The organism is Halomonas halophila (assembly GCF_030406665.1).
GTDB classification, from domain to species: Bacteria; Pseudomonadota; Gammaproteobacteria; order Pseudomonadales; family Halomonadaceae; genus Halomonas; species Halomonas halophila.
This window is the reverse complement of the sequence record NZ_CP129121.1, coordinates 1,338,894-1,365,864: the sequence shown is the minus strand read 5'-3', so window position 1 is coordinate 1,365,864 and position 26,971 is coordinate 1,338,894. Positions and strand designations below refer to the sequence as shown.

At 68.7% G+C, this 26,971-nt stretch carries 23 protein-coding genes; 15 read left to right on the top strand and 8 right to left on the bottom strand.

Features of this window, described 5'->3' with window-relative positions:
* Positions 1-34: 34 nt before the first annotated feature.
* Complete coding sequence (locus QWG60_RS06265; protein ID WP_222593859.1) at positions 35-1,201, top strand: MFS transporter; 1,167 nt, start codon at positions 35-37, stop codon at positions 1,199-1,201.
* A 68-nt stretch (positions 1,202-1,269) separates the two neighbouring features.
* Here QWG60_RS06265 and lolA read toward each other — a convergent pair whose 3' ends face one another.
* Complete coding sequence (lolA, locus tag QWG60_RS06260; RefSeq protein ID WP_035595274.1) at positions 1,270-1,899, bottom strand: outer membrane lipoprotein chaperone LolA; 630 nt, start codon at positions 1,897-1,899, stop codon at positions 1,270-1,272.
* Positions 1,900-2,005: 106 nt separating this feature from the next.
* The gene (locus QWG60_RS06255; protein ID WP_246124646.1) at positions 2,006-5,299 is read right to left on the bottom strand and encodes a DNA translocase FtsK; all 3,294 of its coding nucleotides are present in this window, start codon (positions 5,297-5,299) and stop codon (positions 2,006-2,008) included.
* A gap of 249 nt (positions 5,300-5,548) precedes the next feature.
* On the opposite strand from QWG60_RS06255, the gene aat reads away from it, so the two are divergent.
* From aat to infA, 3 genes are all read left to right on the top strand, one after another.
* On the top strand, positions 5,549-6,325 hold the full coding sequence (gene aat, locus QWG60_RS06250) for a leucyl/phenylalanyl-tRNA--protein transferase (protein ID WP_035595269.1): 777 nt from the start codon (positions 5,549-5,551) through the stop codon (positions 6,323-6,325).
* Complete coding sequence (locus QWG60_RS06245) at positions 6,315-7,052, top strand: arginyltransferase (protein ID WP_146908160.1); 738 nt, start codon at positions 6,315-6,317, stop codon at positions 7,050-7,052. Before aat ends, QWG60_RS06245 begins: the two co-directional genes overlap by 11 nt.
* Before the next feature lie 123 nt (positions 7,053-7,175).
* A complete protein-coding gene (gene infA / locus QWG60_RS06240) occupies positions 7,176-7,394 on the top strand; it encodes a translation initiation factor IF-1 (RefSeq protein WP_013332816.1) in 219 nt (72 codons plus the stop codon).
* A gap of 124 nt (positions 7,395-7,518) precedes the next feature.
* Here the strand turns inward: infA and clpA are convergent, their stop codons facing one another.
* The 3 genes from clpA to QWG60_RS06225 all read right to left on the bottom strand — a co-directional run bounded on the left by clpA (position 7,519) and on the right by QWG60_RS06225 (position 12,751).
* On the bottom strand, positions 7,519-9,795 hold the full coding sequence (gene clpA, locus QWG60_RS06235; RefSeq protein ID WP_046080072.1) for an ATP-dependent Clp protease ATP-binding subunit ClpA: 2,277 nt from the start codon (positions 9,793-9,795) through the stop codon (positions 7,519-7,521).
* Positions 9,796-9,930: 135 nt separating this feature from the next.
* Positions 9,931-10,293, bottom strand: coding sequence for an ATP-dependent Clp protease adapter ClpS (gene clpS / locus QWG60_RS06230; RefSeq protein WP_046080071.1), 363 nt, complete (start codon positions 10,291-10,293; stop codon positions 9,931-9,933).
* Between the two features lie 223 nt (positions 10,294-10,516).
* Positions 10,517-12,751: an NADP-dependent isocitrate dehydrogenase gene (locus QWG60_RS06225; RefSeq protein WP_046080070.1), complete on the bottom strand. Its 2,235-nt coding sequence runs from the start codon at positions 12,749-12,751 to the stop codon at positions 10,517-10,519.
* A gap of 274 nt (positions 12,752-13,025) precedes the next feature.
* Here QWG60_RS06225 and QWG60_RS06220 point away from each other — a divergent pair, with 274 nt between their 5' ends.
* The 10 genes from QWG60_RS06220 (at position 13,026) to QWG60_RS06175 (ending at position 22,843) form a co-directional block, all read left to right on the top strand.
* Entirely contained in the window at positions 13,026-13,676 is a 651-nt protein-coding gene (locus tag QWG60_RS06220; protein ID WP_146908158.1) for a pseudouridine synthase, read from the top strand.
* Positions 13,673-14,122 carry an NUDIX domain-containing protein gene (locus tag QWG60_RS06215; protein ID WP_035595259.1) on the top strand — a complete coding sequence of 150 codons (450 nt, stop codon included), beginning with the start codon at positions 13,673-13,675 and terminating at the stop codon, positions 14,120-14,122. Before QWG60_RS06220 ends, QWG60_RS06215 begins: the two co-directional genes overlap by 4 nt.
* Before the next feature lie 201 nt (positions 14,123-14,323).
* Entirely contained in the window at positions 14,324-15,454 is a 1,131-nt protein-coding gene (gene mnmA, locus QWG60_RS06210; RefSeq protein ID WP_046080067.1) for a tRNA 2-thiouridine(34) synthase MnmA, read from the top strand.
* Positions 15,451-16,092 carry a high frequency lysogenization protein HflD gene (hflD, locus tag QWG60_RS06205; RefSeq protein ID WP_035595256.1) on the top strand — a complete coding sequence of 214 codons (642 nt, stop codon included), beginning with the start codon at positions 15,451-15,453 and terminating at the stop codon, positions 16,090-16,092. Before mnmA ends, hflD begins: the two co-directional genes overlap by 4 nt.
* 43 nt (positions 16,093-16,135) lie before the next feature.
* Complete coding sequence (gene purB / locus QWG60_RS06200; RefSeq protein WP_107180860.1) at positions 16,136-17,515, top strand: adenylosuccinate lyase; 1,380 nt, start codon at positions 16,136-16,138, stop codon at positions 17,513-17,515.
* 310 nt (positions 17,516-17,825) lie between these two features.
* The gene (locus QWG60_RS06195; RefSeq protein WP_107180861.1) at positions 17,826-19,010 is read left to right on the top strand and encodes a ribosomal protein uL16 3-hydroxylase; all 1,185 of its coding nucleotides are present in this window, start codon (positions 17,826-17,828) and stop codon (positions 19,008-19,010) included.
* 18 nt (positions 19,011-19,028) lie between these two features.
* Positions 19,029-19,460 (top strand): GNAT family N-acetyltransferase, encoded by a 432-nt coding sequence (locus tag QWG60_RS06190; RefSeq protein ID WP_107180862.1) that lies wholly within the window; start codon positions 19,029-19,031, stop codon positions 19,458-19,460.
* A gap of 372 nt (positions 19,461-19,832) precedes the next feature.
* Positions 19,833-21,431, top strand: coding sequence for an isocitrate lyase (locus QWG60_RS06185; RefSeq protein WP_107180863.1), 1,599 nt, complete (start codon positions 19,833-19,835; stop codon positions 21,429-21,431).
* 438 nt (positions 21,432-21,869) lie between these two features.
* Positions 21,870-22,088, top strand: a complete 219-nt coding sequence (locus QWG60_RS06180) for a hypothetical protein (RefSeq protein ID WP_035595246.1) — start codon at positions 21,870-21,872, stop codon at positions 22,086-22,088.
* Between the two features lie 287 nt (positions 22,089-22,375).
* Entirely contained in the window at positions 22,376-22,843 is a 468-nt protein-coding gene (locus tag QWG60_RS06175; RefSeq protein ID WP_035595243.1) for an outer membrane lipoprotein, read from the top strand.
* Between the two features lie 78 nt (positions 22,844-22,921).
* Here QWG60_RS06175 and QWG60_RS06170 read toward each other — a convergent pair whose 3' ends face one another.
* A complete protein-coding gene (locus QWG60_RS06170) occupies positions 22,922-23,203 on the bottom strand; it encodes a hypothetical protein (protein ID WP_035595240.1) in 282 nt (93 codons plus the stop codon).
* Positions 23,204-23,409: 206 nt separating this feature from the next.
* Here QWG60_RS06170 and QWG60_RS06165 point away from each other — a divergent pair, with 206 nt between their 5' ends.
* Entirely contained in the window at positions 23,410-23,892 is a 483-nt protein-coding gene (locus QWG60_RS06165; protein WP_035595239.1) for an FKBP-type peptidyl-prolyl cis-trans isomerase, read from the top strand.
* Between the two features lie 87 nt (positions 23,893-23,979).
* Here QWG60_RS06165 and QWG60_RS06160 read toward each other — a convergent pair whose 3' ends face one another.
* Positions 23,980-24,609: a CDP-alcohol phosphatidyltransferase family protein gene (locus tag QWG60_RS06160; RefSeq protein WP_146908156.1), complete on the bottom strand. Its 630-nt coding sequence runs from the start codon at positions 24,607-24,609 to the stop codon at positions 23,980-23,982.
* Positions 24,609-26,858 carry an FAD-dependent oxidoreductase gene (locus tag QWG60_RS06155; protein WP_146908154.1) on the bottom strand — a complete coding sequence of 750 codons (2,250 nt, stop codon included), beginning with the start codon at positions 26,856-26,858 and terminating at the stop codon, positions 24,609-24,611. The genes QWG60_RS06160 and QWG60_RS06155 overlap by 1 nt, the downstream gene beginning before the upstream one ends.
* Positions 26,859-26,971 lie beyond the last annotated feature (113 nt).

The window sequence follows — 26,971 nt, the reverse complement described above, 5'->3', positions numbered from 1 at the left end:
GCTTGAAGGCTCATCCACCCGCCCGAGGACTCCCATGTCGACGCTTCCGGGACTGCGCCTGGCCGCCGCCCTCTGCCTGATCACTACCGCCGTCAATCTCCAGGCGCCCTACTATGATGCCCTGGCCGCCCACGACGGCTTCGGCGCGACCGCCACCGGCGTCGCCTTCGCCTGCTACGTGCTCGGCATCCTGCCGGTGCTGCTGCTCGGCGGCGGCCTGCCGGAGCGGTTCGGGCGACGTGCCCTGATCGCCGTTGCCCTGGGCCTGTGTCTCGCCGCCACCCTGCTGACGCTGATCGCCCCCGGCGTGATCACACTGGGCCTCGCCCGACTGCTGATGGGCATTGCCAGCGCGCTGACCGCCGCCTCGGCCCCCGGCTACATGCGCGCGCTGATGCCCGCCGGCGATGGTCGCCGCGCCACGGCCTGGGTCACGGCCAGCACCTCACTCGGCTTCGGCCTGGGCGCCGCCCTGACCAGCCTGAGCCTGCTTCGCGAGCCCAGCCTGACGCCGCCGAGCCTGTGGGGCTATCTGCTCGCGGCCTCGCTGGCCCTGGCCGGCCTGTGGCGACTGCGCGACGACAGCCCCGTCACCTCCGGCGCCGTTCGGATCCGCCTGCCGGCCTATCCGCCCGGTGCCGCCACCTTCGGCGCGGCGATCCTGCTGGCCTGGGCCACGGTCGGGCTGGTGATCGCGCTGCTGCCCGGCGTGCTGGAGCGCCACGCACTCTCGGCCTGGTCCGGCTTCGCGACCCTCGGCATCTGCAGCGGCGGCGTGCTCTTCCAGCCCCTGGCCCGCCGCCTGGCGCCGGCGACCTCGGTGCGCCTGGGCCTGGCCATCCTGCCGCTGACCTACGCCCTGATCGCCTGGGGCGCCCTCGAGGGCCAGCTGCTCGCCGTGCTGCTGGGCACGCTGGGCGCCAGCAGCGCCTGCTACGGATTCCTCTATCTGGGCGGCCTGAGCGGCGTGCTCGAAACTGCCGGGGATCGCCCCGACCGCGCCAGCGCCGGCTTCTTCCTGCTGGCCTATCTCGGCTTCAGCGTGCCGGTCGTCGTCACCGGCGGCCTGATGGAGCGACTCGGACAGGCCGGCGCCCTGACGGCCTTCGGCGTGACGCTGTTCGGCGCCTGCCTGCTGGTGGCCACCCGGCTGTGGCGCCAGCAGCAACGCGCCGGACTGGCGACCCGAGACCCCGCCTGAAACGACACCGCCCCCGGAGCGCTTGCTCCGGGGGCGGTGTCGTCGGCGGCATCCGCGCTTGGCGGCGCCTAGCGCGACTCGCGGATCACGTCGGTGCCTTCCGGCAGCGTCACGTCGAAACGCGAGTCTTCCACCGACACGTTCTGCTCGACGTCGTCGAACTCGATGGCAGTGCGCTGGCCGGTGCTGTCGGTCATCTGCAGGAAGCCGAGCCGTTCGCCGTAGAAGGTCAGCTTGAGCTCCTCGAACAGGGTGTCGGGGCTCTTCGGCACCAGCGCGAAGGTCTCGGCGGTGCCCTGCTGGCTGCTGGAGACCTCGTAGCTCTCGGTCAGCTGGTCGGCGCTGCCGGACAGCAGCAGGGCCGGCGTGTGGGTCACGCGGTCGTCCAGCGGCTGGACGGTGGCCTGCTGGAGGTCGGGATCGTAGAGCGTGACCTCGTCGCCGTCGGAGACCACGACCTGCTCATAGGGGGCGTTCACTTCCCAGCGGAAGCGGCCCGGGCGCGACAGCCACATGCGGCCGCTGGCCTCCTGCAACCGCTGGCCGGAGCCGTCGAGGATCTGCTGGTCGAAGTCGGCGACGTAGGTGTCCAACGGCTCGAGCATGTGCGCCAGCCGCTCGGCGCCTTCGTTGGCCACGGCGGTCAGCGGGGTCAGGGCCACCAGGGCCAGCGCGGCGAGGGATCGTTTCATGGTCATCTCCTGTTTCCCTGAAGGTCGAGAGCATCCTGCCCGGTAAGACTGCACGGGCCGCGACGGGTTGCCTCCCCGCCGCGGCTTGCATGGTGGTTGCACGATCGGCGGCTCAGTCGCCCGCCGGCGGCGGCGCCAGCACCTCGCGGGCGCCGTTGGTGCCCATGGTCGAGACCACGCCGGCCGTCTCCATCGCCTCGACCAGGCGTGCCGCCCGGTTGTAGCCGATCTTGAAGCGCCGCTGGACCGCCGAGATGGAGGCCCGACGGCTCTCGGTGACGAAGGCCACCGCCTCGTCGTAGAGGGCGTCCTGCTCGGCGTCGTCGTCGCCGCCACCGCCGCCCTCGGCTTCGAGGCCGGCCAGGGCGTCGGCGGACACGCCGCCGGAGAGGATCTCGTCGATGTACTCCGGCTCGCCGCGACGCTTCCAGTCCTCGACCACCCGATGCACCTCGTCGTCGTCGACGAAGGCACCGTGCACGCGGGTCGGCATGCCGGACCCGGCGGGCAGGTAGAGCATGTCGCCGTGGCCCAGCAGGTTCTCGGCGCCGCCCTGGTCGAGGATGGTGCGCGAGTCGACCCGGGAGGAGACCTGGAACGCCATGCGGGTGGGGATGTTGGCCTTGATCAGGCCGGTCACCACGTCCACCGAGGGCCGCTGGGTGGCGAGGATCAGGTGGATGCCGGCGGCACGGGCCTTCTGGGCCAGACGCGCGATCAGCTCCTCGACCTTCTTGCCGACGATCATGAACATGTCGGCGAACTCATCGATCACCACCACGATGTAGGGCAGCTTCTCGAGCACCGGCGGCGCCTGGTGCATCTCCCAGGGCTGCGGCTCCCACAGCGGATCGGCGACCTGGGCCCCGGCGCGCTCGGCCTCGTCGAGCTTGGCGTTGAAGCCGGCGATGTTGCGCACGCCCATGGCGGCCATCAGCTTGTAGCGCCGCTCCATCTCGGCCACGCACCAGCGCAGGGCGTTGGCGGCCTCCTTCATGTCGGTGACCACCGGCGCCAGCAGGTGTGGAATGCCGTCGTAGACCGACAGCTCCAGCATCTTCGGGTCCACCATGATCATGCGGACCTCTTCCGGCTTGGCCTTGAGCAGCATGGAGATCAGCATCGCGTTGACCCCCACCGACTTGCCCGAGCCGGTGGTGCCGGCCACCAGCAGGTGCGGCATCTTGCCGAGGTTGGCGACCACGGCGCCGCCGCCGATGTCCTGGCCGAGCGCCATGGTCAGCGCCGAGGCCTCGTGCTGGTAGCGGTCGGAGTCGATCACCTCGCGCAGGCGGATCATGGCGCGGTTGGGATTGGGGATCTCGATGCCCACCGTGGGCCGGCCCGGGATCACCTCCACCACGCGCACGCTCTTGACCATCAGCGAGCGCGCCAGGTCCTTGGCCAGGTTGCTGATCTTGGAGACCTTCACCCCGGCCGCCGGCTTGATCTCGAAGCGCGTGATCACCGGCCCCGGCCAGGTGTCGACCACCTCGGCCTTGACCCCGTACTCGCGCAGCCGCACCTCCAGCAGTTCGGCCATCTCGGCCAGCTGCTCGTCGGTGTAGTTGGGCTCATGATCCTGGGGCGGCGTCAGCAGCCGCAGGCTCGGCAGTTCGCCCTCGGGCTCGGCGAACGCCTCCACCTCGGCGCCCTGGTTCTGCAGGTGCTCCACGGTCCACAGCGTCGGGCCGTCGGGCTCGTCGGTGGCCTGACGCGCCTGCTCGGCGGTCGCCACCTGAGCGGCGGGCGCTTCCTGACGCGGCGGCTCGGCCGCCCGCGAGACGGGCGCGGCCGACGCAGAAGACGACGGCAGCGGCACCTCGTCATCGTCGTCCGGCAGCACCGGATCGGGGATCACCTCCGGCACGCGGCGCGGCTCGGGCCGCTCGGGCGACGGCGTCGCAACCGATTCAGGCTGAGTCTCACGGGGAGCCGCAGGCTCGTAGGACGCCTCGGGCGCCTGGGGCTCGACCGGCTGATTCGGGGCGAGCTCGCGCTCGGCCTGGGCCGAGTGGTCGACCTCGTCATGCGACCAGGGCGGCGCGACCGCCTCGGCCGGGGTGTCCTCGACCGGCGTCCCGGACGACGGCTGCTCGGCCGTCGACGGTGAGGACTCGCGCGTCGGCTCGGCCTCCGGTGCCGGCCCGGGGGACGGAGACAACGCGGGCTCCCAGGACTTGGGTGCCGGCTCTTCGCTCTTCTCCTCGTTCTCTTCGCTCTCTTCGCGCTCGCGCGACACGAACGACTCGTGCCGCGGCTCCCGAGGCTCGACAGCGGCGTCCTCCCGCGGTGCGAAGGCCTGGGGCGACGGCGCGGCGGGCGAGCACGCCGCATCGGGCGACTCACGACGCGGCGTCGGTTCCTCGGCCTTGGGCTCGGGCTCGACCGCACGGGACGGCGTCGGCTCTGCCGGCCGAGCGTTCTCCGCCGATGCAGCCGGCGCCTCGGGCTCCGCAGGCTCGGTGGCGCGCAGCGGCATGGCAGCGACGGGCTCGCCGGCCTCGCGCGGCTCGCCGCGTTCGGGGGACAGCGACAGACGCGGCTCCTGAGCGGTATAGGCCGCCTCCGGGCGCTTGGCCGAAGGCGTGCGCTCGGGCACCTCCCAGGGAATCTCGGTGTCGCCGTCGTCGCCGAAGCCGGGCTCGCGGCGTCCGCTCTCGGCAGCCAGCGCCGGGACGGGCTCGCGACGCGCCGGCAGCCAGCGGCGCCACCAGGGCGCGCGTTCCGGGCTCGCCGCGTCATCACGCTCGGCCCGGGCCGAGTCGTCGGCGCTCTTGCTGTCCTGCGTGCCGTCCTGCGCGGGCTCGGCGTCGCCGTCGCCCGCGTCGTCACGGCCGAAGGCGAAGCGCTCGCTGATGCCGGACCACAGCGAGGTGGCACGCCGGCCCAGCTCGTCCATGATGGTCAGCCAGGACCAGCCGCTGAACAGCGGCACGCCGCACAGGATCGCCACCAGCGCCAGCAGCGCGGTGCCGCCGGCACCGACCAGCGGCAGCAGCGCCCCGACCAGCCCCTCGCCGAGGATGCCGCCGGCCCCGTAGGGCAGCAGGCTCTCGGGATCGTAGAAGTGCAGCGCACCAAGCGTGGTCGAGCCGAGCAGCAGCAGCATCAGGCCGCCGCTGCGCACGGCGAGCGCCGTGGCATCCCATTCCAGGCGCACCTGGCCGGCACGGATCAGCCACCAGGCGGCGAAGCCCAGCATGCCCGGCCACCACAGCGCACTGCCGCCGAACAGCGAATAGAGCACGTCGGCCAGCCAGGCACCGATGCGGCCCATCCAGTTGGCGACCTCGGTCTCGGGGCCACTGCGTGACCAGCCGGGATCGTCGGGCCGAAAGCTGTATAGCGCCAGCAGCAGGAACACGCAGCCCGCCAGCAGCAGGATCACCACGCCTTCGCGCATCGATCCCTGCAAACGCAGGCCGAAGCGCCGGGCCGTTTCCCTGGCCGTCGCTGCGCGTTCGCGCGGCGACGTGGTTGTCTTCTTGGCACTCAAGCGGCCAACCCCCTTGCGCCGAGACGGCGTCTTCCAAATCCAAGGCCAACAATCATACCGAGCCAGCCGCGCCCGTCACAGGGGGCACGCCACGACTTGAGCCGCGCCATCGCGCCGGTCACACTTGGACTTCCACGCCCCGAGGACGTCCACCCCATGCTGCCCTGGCTCCCCGAGCACCCCGTTCGCTTCCCATCGGTCGAGTCCGCCCTCGACGATCCCGGCGGTCTGCTGGCCGCCGGCGGTGAACTGAGCCCGGCCTGGCTGCTCAGCGCCTATCGCCACGGCATCTTCCCCTGGTACAGCGAGGGCCAGCCCATCCTGTGGTGGAGCCCGGACCCGCGCATGGTGCTGTTTCCCGAAGAGGTCCGGGTCCGGCGCAGCCTGGCCAAGCGGCTGCGCAACGGCGGTTTCACGGTCACCGGCGATACCGCCTTCGAGGCCGTCATCGCCGCCTGTGCCGCACCCCGAGACGACGAGCCCGGCACCTGGATCACTCCGGAGATGGTCACCGCCTACCGCCGCCTGCACGCCTTGGGCGCGGCCCGCTCGGTGGAGGTGTGGCAGGACGAGACGCTGGTGGGCGGCCTCTACGGCATTGCACTGGGGCCGGTATTCTTCGGCGAATCGATGTTCTCGCGGGCGCCCGACGCCTCCAAGGTGGCGCTGGCGTGCCTCGCCCGCACCATGGCCGCCGAAGGCGGCCGCCTGATCGACTGTCAGATGCATACCGCGCACCTGGCGAGCCTGGGCGCCCGGGACATCGCCCGGCGGACGTTCATCGGCTATCTTGATGAGTGGCTGGACGCGATGCCGGAGCCGCAGGGCGACGGGACCCTCGTCTTTCCACCGCCGGCATGGTCGTTCGAACGCCTCGACGCCGCGAGACAGATGCCCCCGGGAGCCACAGGAGGCGGTCACCTTGAGCAGTAACACTCCCCGCCAGCCGATTCGCGATCTGCGGTTCTTCCTGACCGTGCCGCACGCCTGCAGTTATCTGGAGGGGCGTGAGGCCACCACCCTGTTCCTGGATCCCCAGGAGTCACCGGGCAGCGGCGTCTACGACTCCCTCGCGCCACTCGGCTTCCGGCGCAGCGGACGACACCTCTATCGCCCCCACTGCGAGGGCTGCAACGCCTGCATCTCGGTGCGCATTCCGGTCAAGGGCTTCACCCCCAACCGCACCCAGCGCAAGCTCTACCGCCGCAACGCCGATCTCGAGGCCAGGGTTCGCCCGGCGCTGTTCGATGCCGAGCACTACGGGCTCTACGCCCACTACATCCGCACCCGGCACGCCGATGGCGACATGTACCCCCCCAGCCATGAGCAGTACCGCACCTTCCTGACCCTGAATCAGGACTATGCGCGGATGCTGGAGCTGCGCCTCGACGGCCGGCTGCTGGCCGTTTCGGCCTTCGATCAGCTCTCGCATGGCCTGTCGGCCATCTATACCTTCTTCGACCCGGCCGAGGAATTCGACCGCCGCTCGCTGGGCACCTACGCGGTGCTGGCACTGGTGGAACGCGCCCGCGAGCTGGGTCTGCCCCACGTCTACCTGGGCTACTGGATCGAGGAATGCCGCAAGATGGCCTACAAGCAGGCCTTCTCCCCCCTGGAGCGGCTCGAGGGACGCCACTGGCGGCGCCTGATCCCGACCTGACATTGCGGCGCTTTTTGCCTTGACGCCCGGCATGCGGCACAATATCGCGCTATCCTGATCGGCACGAACGGACACTCCGCCACTCGTGCCGCCGTTTGTTATCACCAGCGAGGAATTGCCTATATGGCACGCGAAGACCATATCGAAATGGAAGGCGTCGTCGTCGACACGCTGCCCAACACCATGTTCCGGGTCGAACTCGAGAACGGCCACGTGGTGACCGCCCACATCTCGGGCAAGATGCGCAAGAACTACATCCGCATCCTCACCGGCGACAAGGTCAAGGTCGAGCTGACTCCCTACGACCTGTCCAAGGGCCGCATCGTCTACCGCTCTCGCTAGGCCAGCCTGAGGGCATGCATGAAATGCCCTTCGGCCCCTCCCCGCCAGCACGGCTCCCAGACGCACAACGCCCCGTCCGAAGACAGGGCGCTGATGGGTTGGCGGAAGCGATCGACGCGCCGCTTCAGGGCGCGTCGGCCAGTTCCGACTCCGATGCCAGGTGCAGCTCGCCGTCCTCGACGCTGACGTGCACCACGCCACCGTGCTCGGCCAGCTCGCCGAACAGGATCAGCTCTGCCAGCGGCTTCTTGAGCTTCTCCTGGATCAGGCGCGCCATCGGCCTTGCCCCCATATCGGGGTCGTAACCCTTCTCGGCCAGCCAGTCCCGGGCTTCCTCGTCCACATCGAGCTGCACGCGCTTCTCGTCGAGCTGCGCCTGGAGTTCGATCAGGAACTTGTCGACCACGTTGCGCACCACCTCGGTGGGCAGGGCGTGGAACTGGATGATGCCGTCCAGGCGGTTGCGGAACTCCGGCGAGAAGGTCTTGCGGATGACCTCCATGGCGTCGGTGGAGTGGTCCTGGGTCTGGAAGCCGATCGAACGCCGCGTGGCCTGCTCGACCCCGGCGTTGGAGGTCATGATCAGGATCACGTGACGGAAGTCCGCCTCGCGGCCGTTGTTGTCGGTCAGCCGGCCGTGGTCCATCACCTGCAGCAGCAGGTTGAAGACCTCGGGGTGCGCCTTCTCGATCTCGTCGAGCAACAGCACGCAGTGCGGCTGCTTGGTGATCGCCTCGGTCAGCAGGCCTCCCTGGTCATAGCCGACGTAGCCCGGGGGGGCGCCGATCAGCCGCGACACGGTGTGGCGCTCCATGTACTCGGACATGTCGAAGCGCACCAGGTCGATGCCCATGATGTGGGCCAGCTGGCGAGCCACCTCGGTCTTGCCGACCCCGGTAGGACCGGCGAACAGGAAGCTGCCCACCGGCTTGTCCGGCGCCTTGAGGCCGGCCCGCGACAGCTTGATGGCCGCCGACAGGCCGTCGATCGCCTCGTCCTGGCCGAACACCAGCATCTTGAGGTCGCGGTCGATATTGGCCAGCAGCTTGCGATCGGAGCTGGAGACGCTCTTCGGCGGAATCCGCGCGATGGAGGCCACAACAGCCTCGACCTGATCGGTGTCGATGGTGTCGACGCGCACCTCGGGCGGCAGCAGCCGCTGGTGGGCACCGGCCTCGTCGATCACGTCGATCGCCTTGTCGGGCAGGTGACGGTCGTTGATGTAGCGATCCGCCAGCCGCGAGGCGCTTTCCAGTGCGGCGTCGGTGTACTTGAGGTGGTGATGCTCCTCGAAGCGCGAGCGCAGCCCCTTGAGGATGCGGATGGTGTCCTCCACCGAGGGCGCCATGACGTCGACCTTCTGGAAGCGACGGGCCAGCGCACGGTCCTTCTCGAAGATGCCGCGGAACTCCTGGAAGGTGGTGGAGCCGATGCAGCGCAGCTCGCCGGAGGACAGCAGCGGCTTGAGCAGGTTGGAGGCGTCCATCACGCCACCGGAGGCCGCCCCGGCGCCGATCACGGTGTGAATCTCGTCGATGAAGAGGATGGCGTTGGGCTGCTTGCGCAGCTCGGCCAGCAGCGCCTTGAGACGCTTCTCGAAGTCGCCGCGGTACTTGGTGCCCGCCAGCAGCGCGCCCATGTCGAGGGAGTAGACGACGGCGTCGCCGATCACCTCGGGCACGTCCTCCTCGACGATGCGCTTGGCCAGCCCCTCGGCGATGGCGGTCTTGCCCACGCCGGCCTCGCCGACCAGCAGCGGGTTGTTCTTGCGCCGCCGGGCGAGGATCTGCACCACCCGCTCGAGCTCGTGATCGCGCCCGATCAGCGGGTCGATCTTGCCCATGCGGGCCTGCTCGTTGAGATTGGTGGCATAGCCCGTCAGCGGATTGCCGCCCTGCTCGCTGCCGGCCTCCTCGGCGTCCTCGGCCTCGGGCGACGGCGAACTCTGCCCCTGGCCATGACCGGCGACCTTGGAGATGCCATGGGCGATGTAGTTGACGGCGTCCACCCGGGCCACGTTCTGCTGCTTGAGGAAGTAGACGGCCTGACTCTCCTGCTCGGAGAAGATCGCCACCAGCACGTTGGCGCCGGTCACCTCGCTCTTGCCGGAAGACTGCACGTGGAAGACCGCGCGCTGCAGGACGCGCTGGAAGCCCAGCGTCGGCTGCGTCTCGCGATCGGCCTGATCCTCGGGAATCAGCGGCGTGGTGGAATTGATGAAATCCTGCAGGTCGGACCGCAGCTTGTCGAGGTTGGCCCCGCAGGCTCGCAGCACGTCCGCCGCCGAGGCGTTGTCGAGCAGCGCCAGCAGCAGGTGCTCCACGGTCATGAACTCGTGACGCTTGGAGCGCGCCACGGTAAAGGCCGTGTTCAGGGTCAGTTCAAGTTCTTTGCTCAGCATGGCAGTCCCCTTCTCGCCGCTTAGGGCTTGCGTCGGACCCTTCTGGGTCCGGCATCATCAACATCGAGCACAAACATCGGCGTTGCAAGTCGCCCCGCCAACGCTGGCGATTTCCTTACTTCGACACGCCGACGCTCAATCCGTTGCTTCGATGTCGCACAGCAGTGGGTGCTGGCACTCCCGGGCGTACTCGTTGACCTGATGACTCTTGGTCTCGGCGATATCGCGAGTGAAGATCCCGCAGGTCGCCTTGCCCTGGGTGTGCACGGCCAGCATGACCTGCACCGCCTTCTCGTTGTCCATGTTGAAGAACGTCTGCAACACGTCCACCACGAACTCCATGGGGGTGAAGTCGTCGTTGTGCAAGACCACCTTGTACATCGGCGGTTGCGCAAGCTCCGGTTCCGACGACTGCACCGCCAGGTCGCCGTCGCCCTCTTCCTCGGGCCCGGGAGGCCGCGTCATGCCGGCATGAAGCGACGCGCGGTGCGGCGCCATGCCCTCTTCCTTTGTCTTGAACATAAGCATCACTGTCGCTATCGACAAGCCGGGCGCCCCCCGGGCATTCCAACCGTGTTTGGACGCCGGCGAGGCGATCGGGTTCATCGGGATGAATTCACTGTGCCGTCTTTGACCGCCGCCAGCAATGCAACGGCCCCCGCCCGGGAACGGGCGGGGGCCGGAACACGTCGACGACGCGTCTGTCGCGGGTCGGTGGCGCTTAGCGCTCGGCCACCAGCTCCAGGGCCGCGTTTAGGGTGCGGCTGGGGCGCATCACGGCATCGGCCAGCTCGCCGTTGGCGTGATAGTAGCCACCGATGTCGACCGCCTGCCCCTGAACGGCGTTGAGCTCTTCGACGATCACCGCCTCCTTGGCGGTCAGCTCGGCGGCGAGCTTGCCGAACAGCGCCTTGAGCTCGGCGTCCTCGTCCTGGGCGGCCAGCGCCTCGGCCCAGTACATGGCCAGGTAGAAGTGGCTGCCGCGGTTGTCGAGCTCACCGACCTTGCGCGACGGCGACTTGTTGCTGTCGAGGAACTTGCCGTTGGCCTCGTCCAGTGCCTTGGCCAGCACGCGGGCGCGAGCGTTGTCGAAGGTCTTGCCCAGGTGCTCGAGGGACGCGGCCAGGGCCAGGAACTCGCCCAGGGAATCCCAGCGCAGGTGATTCTCCTCGAGCAGCTGCTGGACGTGCTTGGGCGCGGAGCCGCCGGCGCCGGTCTCGAACAGGCCGCCGCCGTTCATCAGCGGCACGATGGACAGCATCTTGGCGCTGGTGCCGAGCTCCATGATCGGGAACAGGTCGGTCAGGTAGTCACGCAGCACGTTGCCGGTCACGGAGATGGTGTCCTCGCCGCGGCGGATGCGCTCGAGGGAGAACTGCATCGCCTCGACCGGGGCCATGATGCGGATGTCCAGACCGTCGGTGTCGTGATCCTGCAGGTAGGCCTCGACCTTCTTGATCAGCTGGGCGTCGTGGGCGCGCTCGGCGTCGAGCCAGAACACCGCCGGGGCACCGCTCTCGCGGGCGCGGGACACGGCCAGCTTGACCCAGTCGCGGATCGGGGCGTCCTTGGTCTGGCACATGCGCCAGATGTCGCCCTCTTCCACCGCGTGCTCGAACAGCACCTCGCCGGCCTCGTCGGTCACGCGCACGGTGCCGCCGGCGGGGATCTGGAAGGTCTTGTCGTGGGAGCCATACTCCTCGGCCTTCTGAGCCATCAGGCCGACGTTGGGCACGCTGCCCATGGTGGTCGGATCGAAGGCGCCGTGCTTCTTGCAGTCCTCGATGGTGGCCTGATAGATGCCGGCATAGCAGCGATCCGGGATCACCGCCTTGGTGTCGTGCAGGGCGTCGTCGGCGCCCCACATCTTGCCGGAGTCGCGGATCATGGCCGGCATGGAGGCGTCGATGATCACGTCGCTCGGCACGTGCAGGTTGGTGATGCCCTTGTAGGAATCGACCATGGCCAGGCTCGGACGCTCGGCGTACAGCGCGTCGATGTCGGCCTCGATCTCGGCCTGCTTGTCGGCCGGCAGCTTGGCGATGGTGGCGTACAGGTCGCCGATGCCGTTGGTGGCGTCGAAGCCGACCTCTTCCAGCGCCTCGGCGTGCTTCTCGAGCACGTCGCGGTAGAACTCGTCGACCACCATGCCGAACATGATCGGGTCGGAGACCTTCATCATGGTCGCCTTGAGGTGCAGGGAGAACAGCACGCCCTGGGCCTTGGCGTCGGCGATCTGCTCGGCGACGAAGGCGGACAGCGCCTTGCGACTCATCATGGAGCCGTCGATCACCTCACCGGCCAGCACCGGGGTGCGCTCCTTGAGCACGCTGACGCTGCCGTCCTGGCCGACCAGCTCGATCTTGACCGCGCCGTCGGCGCCGATCACGGCGGACTTCTCGCTGCCGTAGAAGTCACCCTCGTTCATGTGGGCGACGTGGGAGCGGGAATCGGACTGCCACTCGCCCATGCGGTGCGGGTACTTGCGGGCGTAGTTCTTCACCGACTTGGGGGCACGACGGTCACTGTTGCCTTCACGCAGCACCGGGTTGACGGCGCTGCCCTTGACCCGGTCGTAGCGCGCCTTGATGTCGCGCTGCTCGTCGCTGGCGGGCTCGTCCGGGTAGTCGGGCAGCGCATAGCCCTGGCCCTGCAGTTCCTTGATGGCCGCCTTGAGCTGCGGCACCGAGGCGCTGATATTGGGCAGCTTGATGATGTTGGCTTCCGGCGTCTTGGCCAGCTCGCCCAGCTCGGCCAGGTGGTCGCCCAGCCGCTGCTCGTCGGTCAGGGAATCGGGGAACTGCGAGAGGATACGCCCGGCCAGGGAGATATCACGGGTCTCGACGGAGATGCCGGCGGAATCGGTGTAGGCGTCGATGATCGGCAACAGGGAATGGGTCGCCAGAGCCGGCGCTTCGTCGGTCAGCGTATAGATAATCTTCGGCGTTTTGGACATGTGGCGTAGATCTCTCTGGTCACTGCGGTGCATGAAACGGATCGAAGCGCACACTCTCGATGTCGGCAACACGGGCAACCAGGGCGACCGCCGCTCGGCTCGATCGCCGACACGCGGCATCGGCCATCCCTCTGAGCGGGTCACGCCAGGCCCGGAAAATGACGAGGGCGCTCCGGCGAGCGTCGCGCAGTATACCAGCCCGCCGCCCACGACGCATGGCAGCGATGGTCGCCGATCCCTGCCATCCCGCCGCGCCGAGCGGTAAGATACGCCCATGAGCCGCTTATATCTCTTTCACAAGCCCTACCGGGTGCTGTCCCAGTTCACCGACCAGGGCGACGCCGAGGGCACGCCCCGCGCCACCCTGGCCGACTACCTCGACGTGCCCGGCATCTATCCGGCGGGCCGACTCGACCACGACTCCGAGGGTCTGCTGCTGCTCTCCGACGACGGCGAGCTGATCCACCGCATCAGTCATCCGCGTCACAAGCAGCCCAAGACCTATCGCGTGCAGGTCGAGGGGCGGCCCGACGATGTCGCCCTGGAGGCCCTGCGCCGCGGCGTCGAACTCAGGGACGGCCTGACCCGGCCGGCCCGGGTGCGCCGCCTCGAGGCCAGCGAGCTGCCCGAGCGCGAGCCGCCGCTGGACCCGAAGCGTCATCCCGACACCCACTGGCTGGAGCTGATCATCTCCGAGGGCCGCAATCGCCAGGTGAGACGCATGACCGCCCATGTGGGCCACCCCACCCTGCGCCTGGTCAGGGTGGCGATCGGCCCCTGGTCGCTCGACGGCCTGGCGCCCGGCGAGTGGCGTCGCGAGACCCTGCACGCGCCCGCGCCGCCCTCGAATCGTCGCGACACCGGCCGCCGGGGCAGCGGCCGTCGGAACGGCAAGTCACCCCACGGCGGGAGGACACGCCGATGAGCCGCTGGCATCCCCTCGTCACCGTGGCCACCGTGGTCGAGCGCGCCGGGCGCTTCCTGATCGTCGAGGAAGACCGGGGCGGGCCCCACACGGTCTTCAACCAGCCGGCCGGGCACCTGGAACCGGGCGAGCGCATCCAGGACGCCGCCCTGCGCGAGCTGCGCGAGGAAACCGCCTGGCAGGTGGGTCTCAGCGATTACCTGGGCATCTACGTCTATCGGGCGCCGGACGGCACCACCTTTCACAGCCACGGCTTCTACGGCATGGCGCTGGCCCGGCTGGGCACCGAACTCGACCCGGACATCCTGGCCACCCACTGGGTGACGCTGGAGGAACTGGAGGCGCTGGAACGCCTGGGACGGCTGCGCAGCCCGCTGGTGCTGCGCCGCGTGCGCGACGCCCTGGCCGGGCGCTTCTATCCCATGGACGTGATTCACGAACGGTAGCCGCGCTTCGCGCGGAGCTGGAAGCTGGAAGCTGGAAGCTGGAAGCTGGAAGCTGGAAGCTGGAAAACAGCGTGTCGCCCTGCACTCCGGCAAGGGGGGGGGGGCTTCCAGCTTCCAGGTGCGAAGCACCGCTCTTCGAGCTTCCGGCTCGAGTGATGTATAATCCCGCCCCATTTGCGACCACCCCAATCCGAGAGCGTCATGACAGCCACCCAAGGCAAGGTGATCGTCGGCATGTCCGGCGGCGTCGATTCCTCCGTCTCCGCCCTGCTCCTGCTCGAGCAGGGCTATGAGGTCGAGGGCCTGTTCATGAAGAACTGGGACGAGGACGACGGCACCGAATACTGCACCGCCAAGGAAGACCTGGCGGACGCCGAGGCCGTGTGCGCCAAGCTCGGCATCAAGCTGCACACCGCCAACTTCGCCGCCGAGTACTGGGACAACGTCTTCGAGCACTTCCTGGCCGAGTACCAGGCCGGACGCACGCCGAACCCGGACATCCTCTGCAACCGCGAGATCAAGTTCAAGGTGTTCCTCGAGTACGCCGAGATGCTGGGCGCCGAGCGCATCGCCACCGGCCACTACGTCCGTGGCGGCCGCGCCCGCGGCGAGCTCGACGGGGCCGAGCGCCCGCGGCTGCTCAAGGGGCTCGACGCCAACAAGGACCAGAGCTACTTCCTGCACGCCGTGCCCGAGGCGGCCATCGCCCGCACCCTGTTCCCGGTCGGCGAACTGGAGAAGCCCGAGGTCCGCGCCCTGGCCGAGCGTCATGACCTGGTGACCGCGCGCAAGAAGGACTCCACCGGCATCTGCTTCATCGGCGAGCGCCGCTTCCGCGACTTCCTGCAGCAGTACCTGCCCGCCCAGCCCGGCACCATCGAGACGCCGGACGGCGACGTCATCGGCGAGCACATGGGCCTGATGTACTACACCCTCGGCCAGCGCCAGGGGCTCGGCATCGGCGGGCTCGCCAACTACTCCGACGCGCCCTGGTTCGTGGCCGACAAGGACCTCGAGCGCAACGTGCTGGTGGCCGTGCAGGGCAAGCATCACCCGCTGCTCTACACCGACAGCCTGGCCACCGAGCCGATGGACTGGGTCGCCGGCGAGCCGCCGGCCGCCGAGGGCCGCCTCACCGCCAAGACCCGCTATCGCCAGGAAGACGTGCCCTGCCGCTTCGAGACCACCGAGGACGGCGGCGTGCGGGTGCGCTTCGACGAGCCCCAGCGCGCCGTGACCCCCGGCCAGTCGCTGGTGCTTTACGACGGCGACATCTGCCTCGGCGGCGGCGTGATCAAAGCCATCTGGAACGCCGAGGAGGCCGCGCGATGAACGGCACCACGCCCATTCACCGCGCCCCCGACTCCCCCGTCGCGCGCCAGGCCCTGGCGCTGGCCGGGGTCTTCCAGGCCGCCAGCCAGGTCGACCAGCTGGCCCGCACCGGCCAGGTCGACCAGCGCGCCTGGGACACCCTGATCCACGCCACCCTGGACACCGACCCGGCCAGCTTCGAGGCCATCTACGGCGGCCATCCCAACAACCTGCGCCAGGGCATCGAGACCCTCGAGGGCATGCTGGGCCGCCGCCAGGCCAACCCGGTGGTGATGCGCTATGGTTTCTCGCTGCTGATGCTGATGAGCAAGCTGAGAAACGACGCCGACATGATGGACACCCTGGGCACCCGGCTGACCCGCATCCAGGGCCAGGCCGAGCACTTCGGCGAGACCCACGAGAACGTCGTCGCCAGCCTCGGCGAGGCCTACCAGGACACCATCTCCACCTTCAAGAGCCGGATCGTCGTCCAGGGCGATCCCTCGCTGCTGCAGAGCCGCATGATGCCCGAGCGCGTGCGCGCCTGCCTGCTGACCGGCATCCGCTTCGCGCTGCTGTGGCACCAGCAGGGCGGCCGCCGCTGGAAGCTGATGTTCCAGCGCGGCGCCCTCAAGAAGGCCCTGGACGAGCTGAACTGATTTCCCCCACTGATTTCTCCACCACGCCACCCGGAACGCGCCCATGCAGCCCAAGTCACTCCCCCTGACCGCCCTCACCGCCCTTTCTCCCGTCGACGGCCGCTACGGCAGCAAGGCCGAGGCCCTGCGCGAGCATTTCAGCGAGTTCGGCCTGATCCGTGCCCGCGTCATCGTCGAGGCCCGCTGGCTGCAGCGCCTGGCCGAGCAGCCTCAGATCACCGAGGTGCCGCCGCTCTCCGCCGCGGCCACCGCGGCGCTGGATGCCCTGGTCCGCGACTTCTCCGTGGAAGACGCCGAGCGCATCAAGGAGATTGAGCGCACCACCAACCATGACGTCAAGGCGGTCGAGTACTTCATCAAGGAGCGCATTGCCGAGACGCCCGAGCTGCACGCCATCACCGAATTCGTGCACTTCGCCTGCACCAGCGAGGACATCAACAACCTGTCCCACGCGCTGATGCTGCGCGGCGGCCTGGATGCGCTGCTGCCGGTGATGCACCAGGTGGCCGACGAGGTGGCCCGCCTGGCCGAGGAGCACGCCGCTCAGCCGATGCTGTCGCGCACCCATGGCCAGACCGCCAGCCCCACCACCCTCGGCAAGGAGATGGCCAACGTCGCCTACCGGCTGCGTCGCCAGCTCAAGCAGATCGAGAGCGTGGAGCTGTTCGGCAAGATCAACGGCGCCGTGGGCAACTACAACGCCCACCTGGCGACCTACCCGGAGGTCGACTGGGAAGCCAATGCCCGCACCTTCGTCGAGGGCCTGGGCCTGACCTTCAACCCCTACACCACCCAGATCGAGCCCCACGACTACATCGCCGAGCTGTTCGATGCCGTGTGCCGCTTCAACACCGTGCTGATCGACTTCGACCGCGACGTCTGGGGCTACATCTCGCTGGGCTACTTCAAGCAGAAGACCGTGGCCGGCGAGATCGGCTCCTCGACCATGCCGCACAAGGTCAATCCGATCGACTTCGAGAACTCCGAGGGCAACCTGGGGCTGTCCAACGCCGTGCTGGGTCACCTGGCCGAGAAGCTGCCGATCTCCCGCTGGCAGCGCGACCTGACCGACTCCACCGTGCTGCGCAACCTGGGCGTCGGCATGGCCTACGCGCTGGTGGCCTACCAGGCCTCGCTGAAGGGCATCGGCAAGCTCGAGGCCAACCCGGCTCGCCTGGCCGAGGACCTGGACAACAGCTGGGAAGTGCTGGCCGAGCCGATCCAGACCGTGATGCGTCGCTACGGCATCGAGAAGCCCTACGAGAAGCTCAAGGAGCTGACCCGCGGCAAGCGCATCGATCAGGCCGGCTTCGCCGCCTTCATCGACACCCTGGAGCTGCCGGCCGAGGTGAAGGGCGAGCTCAAGCAGCTGACTCCGGCCAACTACATCGGCAACGCCGAGGCCCAGGCGCGCAATCTGTAAGCGCCCGGCCGGTCAGCCGATCAGGGGCGGGCATCGTAGCGATGCGATATCTACCCGGGGACGCTGACACCAGCGCAGCCGCGCGCGTGGCTCGCCAGGGATGGCGAGCCAGCTTCACCCGTGAGGGATTATGTTGTGAAGCGACGCGCAGGCGGCAAGCGCAGTGTCAGGGTTTCGTTCCCGGGATCGCGAGCACGAGGCCCGATCCTTAACCCGCCATGCCCCTCGTCGGCTGGCCCCACATGCTAGTATCCCGACAGGCGCCAATCGGCGCCTGTCGCCGTTTCATCCCTTCGCGAGCGCGAGCCTCATGTCACGACAGTCCCGAGACGAACCCCTCACCCTGCTCGGCGGCCGCACCGCCGCCGACTTCCTGCGCGACCACTGGCAGCGCCGGCCGCTGCTGATCCGCGGCGCCATCCCCGACTTCCAGAGCCCCCTCGAACCCGACGAGCTCGCCGGCCTGGCCTGCGAGGAGAACATCGAGGCGCGTCTGGTCGAGGAGCAAGGCCCTGACGGCCCCTGGCAGGTCAGCCACGGCCCCTTCGACGAGGCCACCTTCGCCCGCCTGCCGGAGCAGGACTGGACCCTGCTGGTCCAGGCCGTGGACCACTACGTGCCCGAGGTCGCCGAGCTGCTCGAGACCTTCGACTTCCTGCCGAGCTGGCGCCTCGACGACATCATGGTCAGCTATGCGCCGCCCGGCGGCAGCGTCGGCCCCCACGTCGACCAGTATGACGTCTTCCTGCTTCAGGCCAGCGGCCAGCGCCGCTGGCAGCTCGGCGGCAGGGTCGACGACGACGCCCCGATCCTCAAGGGCATCGACCTGCGCATCCTCGAGACCTTCGAGGTCGAGGCCGACGCCGACTGGGTGCTGGAACCGGGCGACATGCTCTACCTGCCGCCGGGCTGGGCCCATCACGGCGTCAGCCAGTCCAGTGACTGCATGACCTTCTCGGTGGGCTTCCGCGCCCCCTCCGCCGACGAGGCCGTGACCTCCTACGCCGACTACATCGGCGAGCAGCTGCCTCCCTCGCTGCGCTACGCCGACGCCGGCATGGCGGCGCCCGCCGACCCGGCCGAGCTCGACGACGCCGCCCTCGAGCGCATGCGCACACTGATCCTCGAGACCCTGGACGACCCGGCCCAGCTGGCCCAGTGGTTCGGCCGCGTGATGACCCAGCCCAAGTACGTCGACCAGCTGGTGGCCAGCGAGACGCCCACCGACCCGAACGACCTTGTCGCCGCACTACAGGACGGCGAGACACTGGAACGCCCGCCCGGCTCGCGCTTCGCCTGGCGCGCACTGGACGACGCACGCGCCACCCTGTTCGTCGACGGCGACGGCGTCGAGTGCTCGATCGCCCTGGCCCGCGCCCTGGCGGGCGGCGAACCGGTCGACGCCGAGTTGCTGGCCTTCGACGACGCGCCCCGCGTGCTGACCCATCTGCTCGACGCCGGCAGCCTGGCCTGGTGGAACGACGAAGAAGAATGAACACAGAGGAGTAAGCGCATGAGCACGAGCGTCGAGATCCGCGAGGGCGACTGGCAGACCCTCGGCGAGGCGGCCGGCGAGATCCGCCGCGTCGTCTTCATCGAGGAGCAGGACGTGCCCAGAAACGAGGAATGGGACGGCCGAGATCCCGAGTGCCTGCATTTCCTGGCGCTGGCCGACGGCCGCGCCCTGGGCACCGCCCGGCTGCTGCCCGACGGCCATATCGGCCGCGTCGCCGTGCTCGCCGAGGCGCGTGGCCTCGGCATCGGGCTGGCGCTGATGGAGGCGGCGATCGCCGCCGCACGCCACCGCGGCCTGCCTGCCGCCGAGCTCGCCGCCCAGACCCATGCCCTGGCGTTCTACGAGCGACTGGGCTTCGAAGCCTTCGGCGAGACCTTCATGGAGGCCGGCATTCCGCACCGCAACATGGCGCTGCGCCTCGACGCCTGAGCGTTTTCTCCCTCCCGTTTTCCGCCCCCATCGGGAAACCCGACTACAGGAATGGCGATTCCCGCCCCCGTCCTGTAGTCGGACTACAACCCTCGCTGCCCCCAAGGATCAATTGTTGAGCCGCGCCATGCCCGCCCATAGTGATATCCAAGGCGAGCGAGGGACGCCCGGCATCAACAGTTATGCCATGTAGTCGCCGGGCACTTTCCTCTCTCGACGAGGTTCGACCAACACCCTAGAGACAGACTCGGGAAAGCGGACGAACCTGATAGCGCTTCGCGGTCGCAGCATAAGGCTTCGTCGACACCAGACGGCAATCACGCCGGGACGAGAGCGGGCGACCTTCCCCCTGAAGGCAGAGAGGATGGCTCCATGGCAACGTTTCAAGATCAACTCAAGACCCTGACCCAGCTGCGCGAAGGTCAGCGCGGCAAGTGGGACAACATCACGCCCGAGCATGCCGCCCGGCTGCGCGTCCAGAACCGCTTCCAGACCGGCCTGGACATCGCCCGCTACAACGCCCGGATCATGCGCCAGGACATGGCGGCCTACGACGGCGACACCGCGAAGTACACCCAGTCGCTGGGCTGCTGGCACGGCTTCATCGGCCAGCAGAAGATGATCTCCATCAAGAAGCACTTCGGCCAGACCAAGGGTCGCTACCTGTACCTCTCGGGCTGGATGATCGCCGCCCTGCGCTCCGAGTTCGGCCCGCTGCCCGACCAGTCGATGCACGAAAAGACCAGCGTGCCGGCGCTGATCGAGGAGCTCTACACCTTCCTGCGCCAGGCCGACAGCTGGGAGCTCAACCACCTGTTCCGCGATCTGGAAGCGGCCCGCGAGGCCGGCGACAGCGCCAGGGCCGCCGAGCTCGAGGGCAAGATCGACAACTTCGAGACCCACGTGGTGCCGATCATCGCCGACATCGACGCCGGCTTCGGCAACGCCGAGGCCACCTACCTGCTGGCCAAGAAGATGATCGAGGCCGGGGCCTGCTGCCTGCAGATCGAGAACCAGGTCTCCGACGAGAAGCAGTGCGGCCACCAGGCCGGCAAGGTCACCGTTCCCCACGAGGACTTCATCGCCAAGCTCAACGCCGTGCGTTACGCCTTCCTGGAACTCGGCGTGGAAGACGGCGTAATCGTCGCCCGCACCGACTCCCTGGGCGCCGGCCTGACCCAGAAGATCGCCGTCAGCCACGCGCCGGGCGACCTGGGCGATCAGTACAACGCCTTCCTCGACGGCGACGAGATCACCTCCGCGGACGATATCGCCAACGGCGACGTGGTGATCAAGCAGGACGGCAAGCTGGTCAAGGTCAAGCGCCTGGCCTCCGGCCTCTACCAGTTCAAGCCGGACACCGGCGAGGACCGGGTGGTGCTGGACTGCATCACCAGCCTGCAGAACGGCGCCGACCTCTTGTGGATCGAGACCGAGAAGCCCCATGTCGGTCAGATCAAGGGCATGGTGGACCGGGTGCGCGAGGTCTGCCCCGACGCCAAGCTGGTCTACAACAACTCGCCGTCCTTCAACTGGACACTGAACTTCCGCCAGCAGGTGTTCGACGCCTGGGAAGCCGAGGGCCGCGACGTCAGCGCCTACGACCGCGCCGACCTGATGAACGCCGAGTACGACGACACCGAGCTGGGGCGCCAGGCCGACGAGTGGACGCAGAACTTCCAGCGTGACGCCGCCCGCGAGGCCGGCATCTTCCACCACCTGATCACCCTGCCGACCTACCACACCGCGGCCCTGTCCACCGATAACCTGGCCAAGGGCTACTTCGGCGACGAAGGCATGCTGGCCTACGTGGCGGGCGTGCAGCGCCGCGAGATCCGCGAGGGCATCGCCACCGTCAAGCACCAGGACATGGCCGGCTCCAACATCGGCGACGACCACAAGGAGTTCTTCCACGGCGAGGCGGCGCTCAAGGCCGGCGGCAAGGACAACACAATGAACCAGTTCGGCTGATCGCACGCCGCGACGGCACAGCGACAGGACGCTCGGGGAGGCTTCGGCCTCCCCTTTCTCGTGCCCGCTCGCCCGACCTCGGTGCACCGCGATGCAGCGCGCCAAGTGCCCCGTGAAGGAGGCCGACAACCTCGCTGCCGTTCCTTAAAGGATGTAGTCGAGTTACAACGCCGGCTGCGCCCAAGGAGGCATGGTCGGTTCTGCCGTACTGCACCATAGTCAACTCACAGCGCAGGACAACGCGTCGCTACCCCGACCGGCGACCTGCACTGAAAGCTACAAAGAAGGCGCTTTCACGATGATCCAGGCGCCGTAGGCGATGGTCTTTCCAAGCTTGTGACCACTTCGCGACTGCAGCACCGGGCGCTTACCCGGCCCGGCATGAGTAGCAAACGCCCATCACGCCATCGACGATGGCCACCGCACGAGGTGTTACACATGAACTGCATCGAACTGAGCCACCAAGCCGACCTCATTGCCAGCACGTTCAGCAAGCAGGAACTCGCCAAGCTGGTGCTGGCCCTGAAAGGCAACCGGGAATCCCTCCAGCACGCCGTCGAGGTGATCGACACCGTCGACAGCCGCGCGGGCTACTCCCTCGACGATGCCTGGGACGAGGTGCTGACCGGCGACGCGACCCAGCTCGAAGAAGAGTGATGCGGAAAGCGAGACCCCTGGAAGCGGAATGACTCGCCTCCCCGGTGACATGGCATGACTAGCCATTGCCCATCCCGCCCCGCGGGGTGGGTTTTTTCATGCGGCCGGCCCCCCCAGGGGCACCGATGTCGTTCGCAGGCGCACCTTTTTGTCTTTCACTGGTCAAACCTCCCGACTACAGGCAGGGTATGGGCACCGGCAAGCCAGAGGCCCGCTGCATCATGCCCTACGGAAGCCATACGGCAGACGCCCACCGCGTCGCTCACCGACTTGCAAGGAGGTTACCCATGAAGCGTTTTCTTCCCATCGTCGCCCTAGGCGCCCTGACCCTGGCGGGCTGCGCCAACACCTCGCCCTACTCGGGCAATGTCTACACCGGCAACCAGGCCAAGGTGGCCCAGAACGTGAGCGTGGGCACCATCACCGCCATGCGCCGGGTGCAGATCCAGGCCGGCGACCAGAACAGCGGCGCCATCGGCGGTCTCGGCGGCGCCGTCATCGGTGGCCTGCTGGGTAACCAGATCGGCGGCGGCTCGGGCCGGACGCTGGCCACCGCGGCCGGCGCCATCGGCGGCAGCGTGGCCGGCAAGAAGATCGAGGACAGCGCCAACCGCACGGATGCCTGGGAGCTCGAGATCCGCAAGCAGACCGGCCAGACCGTGGTGGTGGTGCAGAAGGCCGACCAGCCGTTCCAGGTCGGTCAGCAGGTGCGCCTGATCGGTACCGGCAACAACGTCAGCGTGGCGCCCTACTGAGCCCCGGCGGTTCGACGACGCTCAACGCAAAAGGCCCGCGGCGCATGCCGCGGGCCTTTTCGGTCCAGAGGCGCCGGCTCAGTGGAAATTGGCCTTGCGCATCGCCCAGCACGCCAGCTTGCCACCCACCAGCGCGATCACCGCGATGATGATCAGCGTCAGCAGCAGGTCCACCGGCCGCACGATGGCCGTCGCGGCCAGCACGGCGATGGCCGGGCTCCACACCCAGCGGTCGTCCTCGCTGCGCAGCACGGCGGGAATCAGCTTGTCGAGCCCCGCGCTGACGGAGGCCTCCCAGCGGCTCAGGCACAGGAAGAGGATCACGGCAAAGGCGATCAGCCAGATGACGGTCACGGTCATGGAGGGTCTCCAACAGGGAACGAAGGACAAGGGAAAAGGTGTCGCAGCAAAGGGTATCCCTGCCTTCGGAAGCACGCAACCACGGGACACGGCGTGAATCGCACTCAGGATCGTACCGGGCAAGCTGAAAAATCTCCTTGCGCCACTGACAGTCCCCGGGAAGCCACGTTACCATGCGCGCACACGCACTCATCGATAGGTTCATCATGCAAATCGCACAGAATTCCGTTGTGGCCTTCCACTACACCCTGACCAATGATGCAGGGGAAGTGCTGGACAGCTCGGAAGGCCGTGAGCCGCTGACTTACCTCCACGGCGCCGGCAACATCATCCCGGGCCTCGAGAAGGAAATGGAAGGTCGTGCGGCTGGCGACAAGCTCCAGGCCAAGGTCGCCCCTGAAGAAGGCTACGGCGAAGTCCAGCCGCAGCTGGTGCAAGAAGTCCCGCGCGACGCCTTCCAGGGCGTCGAGAGCATCGAGCCGGGCATGCAGTTCCAGGCGCAGACCCAGGGCGGCCCGCTGATGGTCACCGTGACCCAGGTCGAAGGCGACACCGTCACCGTCGACGGCAACCACCCGCTCGCCGGCCAGACCCTGAACTTCGACGTCGAGATCGCCGAAGTCCGCGAGGCCAGCCAGGAAGAGGTCGAGCACGGCCACGTCCACGGCGAAGGTGGCCACGAGCACTAAGCTCCCGCCAGCCAGAACGAAAAAGGGGCAGCCTCCGGGCTGCCCTTTTTCATGCCCGAGACGAACGTGCCTGACCACTGAGCCGGCTCACTCCGAAGCCCTCGGCATCGCCTTCAGGGTCAGGTAGCCGCCTGCCAGCCGGGTCGCGGTGGTGATCAGGCAGGCCACCGCGAAGAGACCGGCCAGCAGCGGGAAGTGCGCCGGCCACAGGCAGAAGGCCACCAGCGCCAGCAGCGTCTCGGTACCTTCGGTCAGCCCGTTCAGGTAGTAGAAGGCCTTGCGCGGGAAGCGCGGCCGGTCCAGTGCGTGGCGGGCGGCCATGATGGCGAAGGCCAGAAACGACGTGCCGGTGCCGATGAAGGCGAACAGCAGCAGGCTCGCGGCCAGGGCGTTGGCGGCCGGGTCGGCCAGGGCGAAGCCCAGCACCACGGCGGCGTAGAAGACGAAGTCCAGGCCAATATCGAGAAAGCCCCCGGCGTCGCTGGCGTGATCGGTCAGTCGCGCCAGGGTGCCGTCCAGGCCGTCGCCCAGCCGGTTGAGCAGGACGGCGACGAGGGCCGCGCCGTAGGCCTCCATGGCCAGCAACGGCAGCGCCAGCATGCCGATCAGAAAGGCCACCACGGTCACCTGATCCGGCTGCACGCCGGTCTTCGAAAGCCCCCGGGCCAGCCATCTCAGCGGCCGCTGGGTCAGCGGCATGGTCCAGCGATCGAGCATCAGGCGTCTCCTTTCGCGTCACTCTCGTCTCGTCTGTCACTCCCGTCGCGTTCCCCCTTCCCCTCGGCGCGCCCCTCGCCCCGGCGCCAGGCGAAGTAGCGCTCGAGCCAGGCCAGCAGCCGCGCCGGTTTGTGGGCATTCTTCCACACCCCGGCGGTGGCCTTCACCGCCTCGCTGCGGGTCGGATAGGGATGCACGGTGCCGAGCAGCTTGTTGAGCCCGATGCCGTGGGTCATGGCCAGGGTGAACTCGGCCAGCAGCTCGCCGGCGCCCGCGCCGACCAGGGTGGCGCCCAGCAGGCGGTCGCGCCCCGGCACGGTGAGCACCTTGACGAAGCCCTCCCGCTGGCCGTCGGCGATGGCGCGGTCGAGCTCGGACAGCGCGTAGCGGGTCACCTCGACCTCGATGCCGCGCTCGCGTGCCTCGCGTTCGTTGAGGCCGACCCGCGCCACCTCCGGGTCGGTGAAGGTCACCGCCGGCAACGCCCGATAGCTGACCCGAAAACGCCTGAGCTCGCCGAACAGGGCATTGACCGTGGCGTGCCAGGCCTGGTGTGCCCCGGCGTGAGTCAGCTGGAAGGGGCCGGCCACGTCGCCGCAGGCCCAGACGTTGGGCAGCACCGAGCGCAGCGTCTCGTCCACCGCCAGGGTGCCGTCCGGAGCGGTCTCGACGCCCAGGGCCTCGAGCCCCAGGCCGGACACGTTGGCGCGCCGCCCCACCACCACCAGCAGCCGGTCGAAGGGCAGCGTCTCGACGCGCGTCTCCTCCCCCTTCTCCCCTGTCTGGCCGACCTCGATCTCCAGGCCCTGGCCGCCGTCGTCATCCGTCACCACCCGCAGCGCCTTGGCCGTCAGATGCACTTCGACGCCCTCATCGCGCAGCCGCGATGCCACCTCGGCGGCGACGTCCTCGTCTTCCCGCGGCAGCAGCCGGTCGCCCAGCTCCACCAGGCTCACCCGGCTCCCCAGCCGCGCGAAGCTCTGGCCCAGCTCGCAGCCGATGGGCCCGCCGCCCAGCACCAGCAGCCGCTCGGGCAGCGCCTCGAGCTGCCAGAGGGTGTCCGAGGTCAGCGGCTCGGTCTTCTCGATGCCCGGCAACGGCGGCACCCAGGGCGAGGCGCCGCTGGCGATGATCACATGGCGGGCGGTGATCACCCGCTCGCCCTCGCTTCCGAACACGCGAACCCGCCAGGGGTCGTCCAGTCGCGCCTCGCCCTGGACGACCTCGACGCCTAGCCCCTCGTAGCGCTCGCGGCTGTCGTGGGGCTCGATCTCGCGGATCGCGCCGCGCACGTGACCCATGACGGCGGCGAAATCGACCCTCGGCTTGCCCGCCTCGACGCCATAGCGCGGCGCCCGGCGTACCTCCTCGGCGGCACGCGCCGCACGAATCAGCGCCTTGGAGGGCACGCAGCCGGTGTTCAGGCAGTCACCGCCCAGCCGGTCGCGCTCCACCAGCGCCACCCGGGCCTTCACCGCGGCGGCGATGTAGCTCGCCACCAGCCCGGCCGAGCCGCCACCGATCACCACGATGTCATGATCGAAGCGCGTCGGCCGGGAGAAGCGCCGCGCCAGCCGGCGCCGCTTGGCCACGCCGATCAGCCCCCGGGCCAGCCAGGGAAACAGCCCGACCAGGGCGAAGGACAGGATCAGCCCCGGCGACAGGATACCGGACAGGGACTCGAGATCTCCCAGCTCGCGGCCGGCGTTCACGTAGACCGCGGTGCCCGGCAGCATGCCCAGCTGGCTGACCCAGTAGAAGGTGGTCAGGCGCATCCGCGTCAGGCCCATCACCAGATTGATGACGAAGAACGGAAACAGCGGAATCAGCCGCAGGGTGAAGAGATAGAAGGCGCCTTCGCGGCGAATGCCGGCATTGACGCGCTCGAGCTGGGCGGCGAAGCGCCGTTCCAGCGGCGCGCGGGCCAGCGTGCGGGCGATCAGCGCGGCCAGGGTCGCGCCCAGGCTGCTGGCGAACGAGATCAGCAGAAGCCCCCAGCCGAAACCGAACAGCGCCCCGCCGAGCAGCGTCAGCAGCGCCGCGCCCGGCAGCGACAGCGCCGCCATGGCCACATAGAGCGCGAAGAACCCCCCGGCCACCGTCAGCGGCTCCGCCGCCAGCCAGGCCTGGAAGCGGGCCTGTTCGGCTTTGAGAGACTCCAGCGTCAGCAGCTGGTCGGCGCCGGAGAGAAAGAAGGCGGCGAAGGCCAGCACGATAAAACACAGCAGCAGCAAGCGTCGCTTGGTCAAGTCGGTCTCCCTGTTCCATGGTGAGGTCTCGCCCCTGAGTCGTCGCCAGGCACTTCCCCTTACACTGGCGGTCAACCGCGTGTAAGGAAAGCCGATCCCGATCGACGACGCTC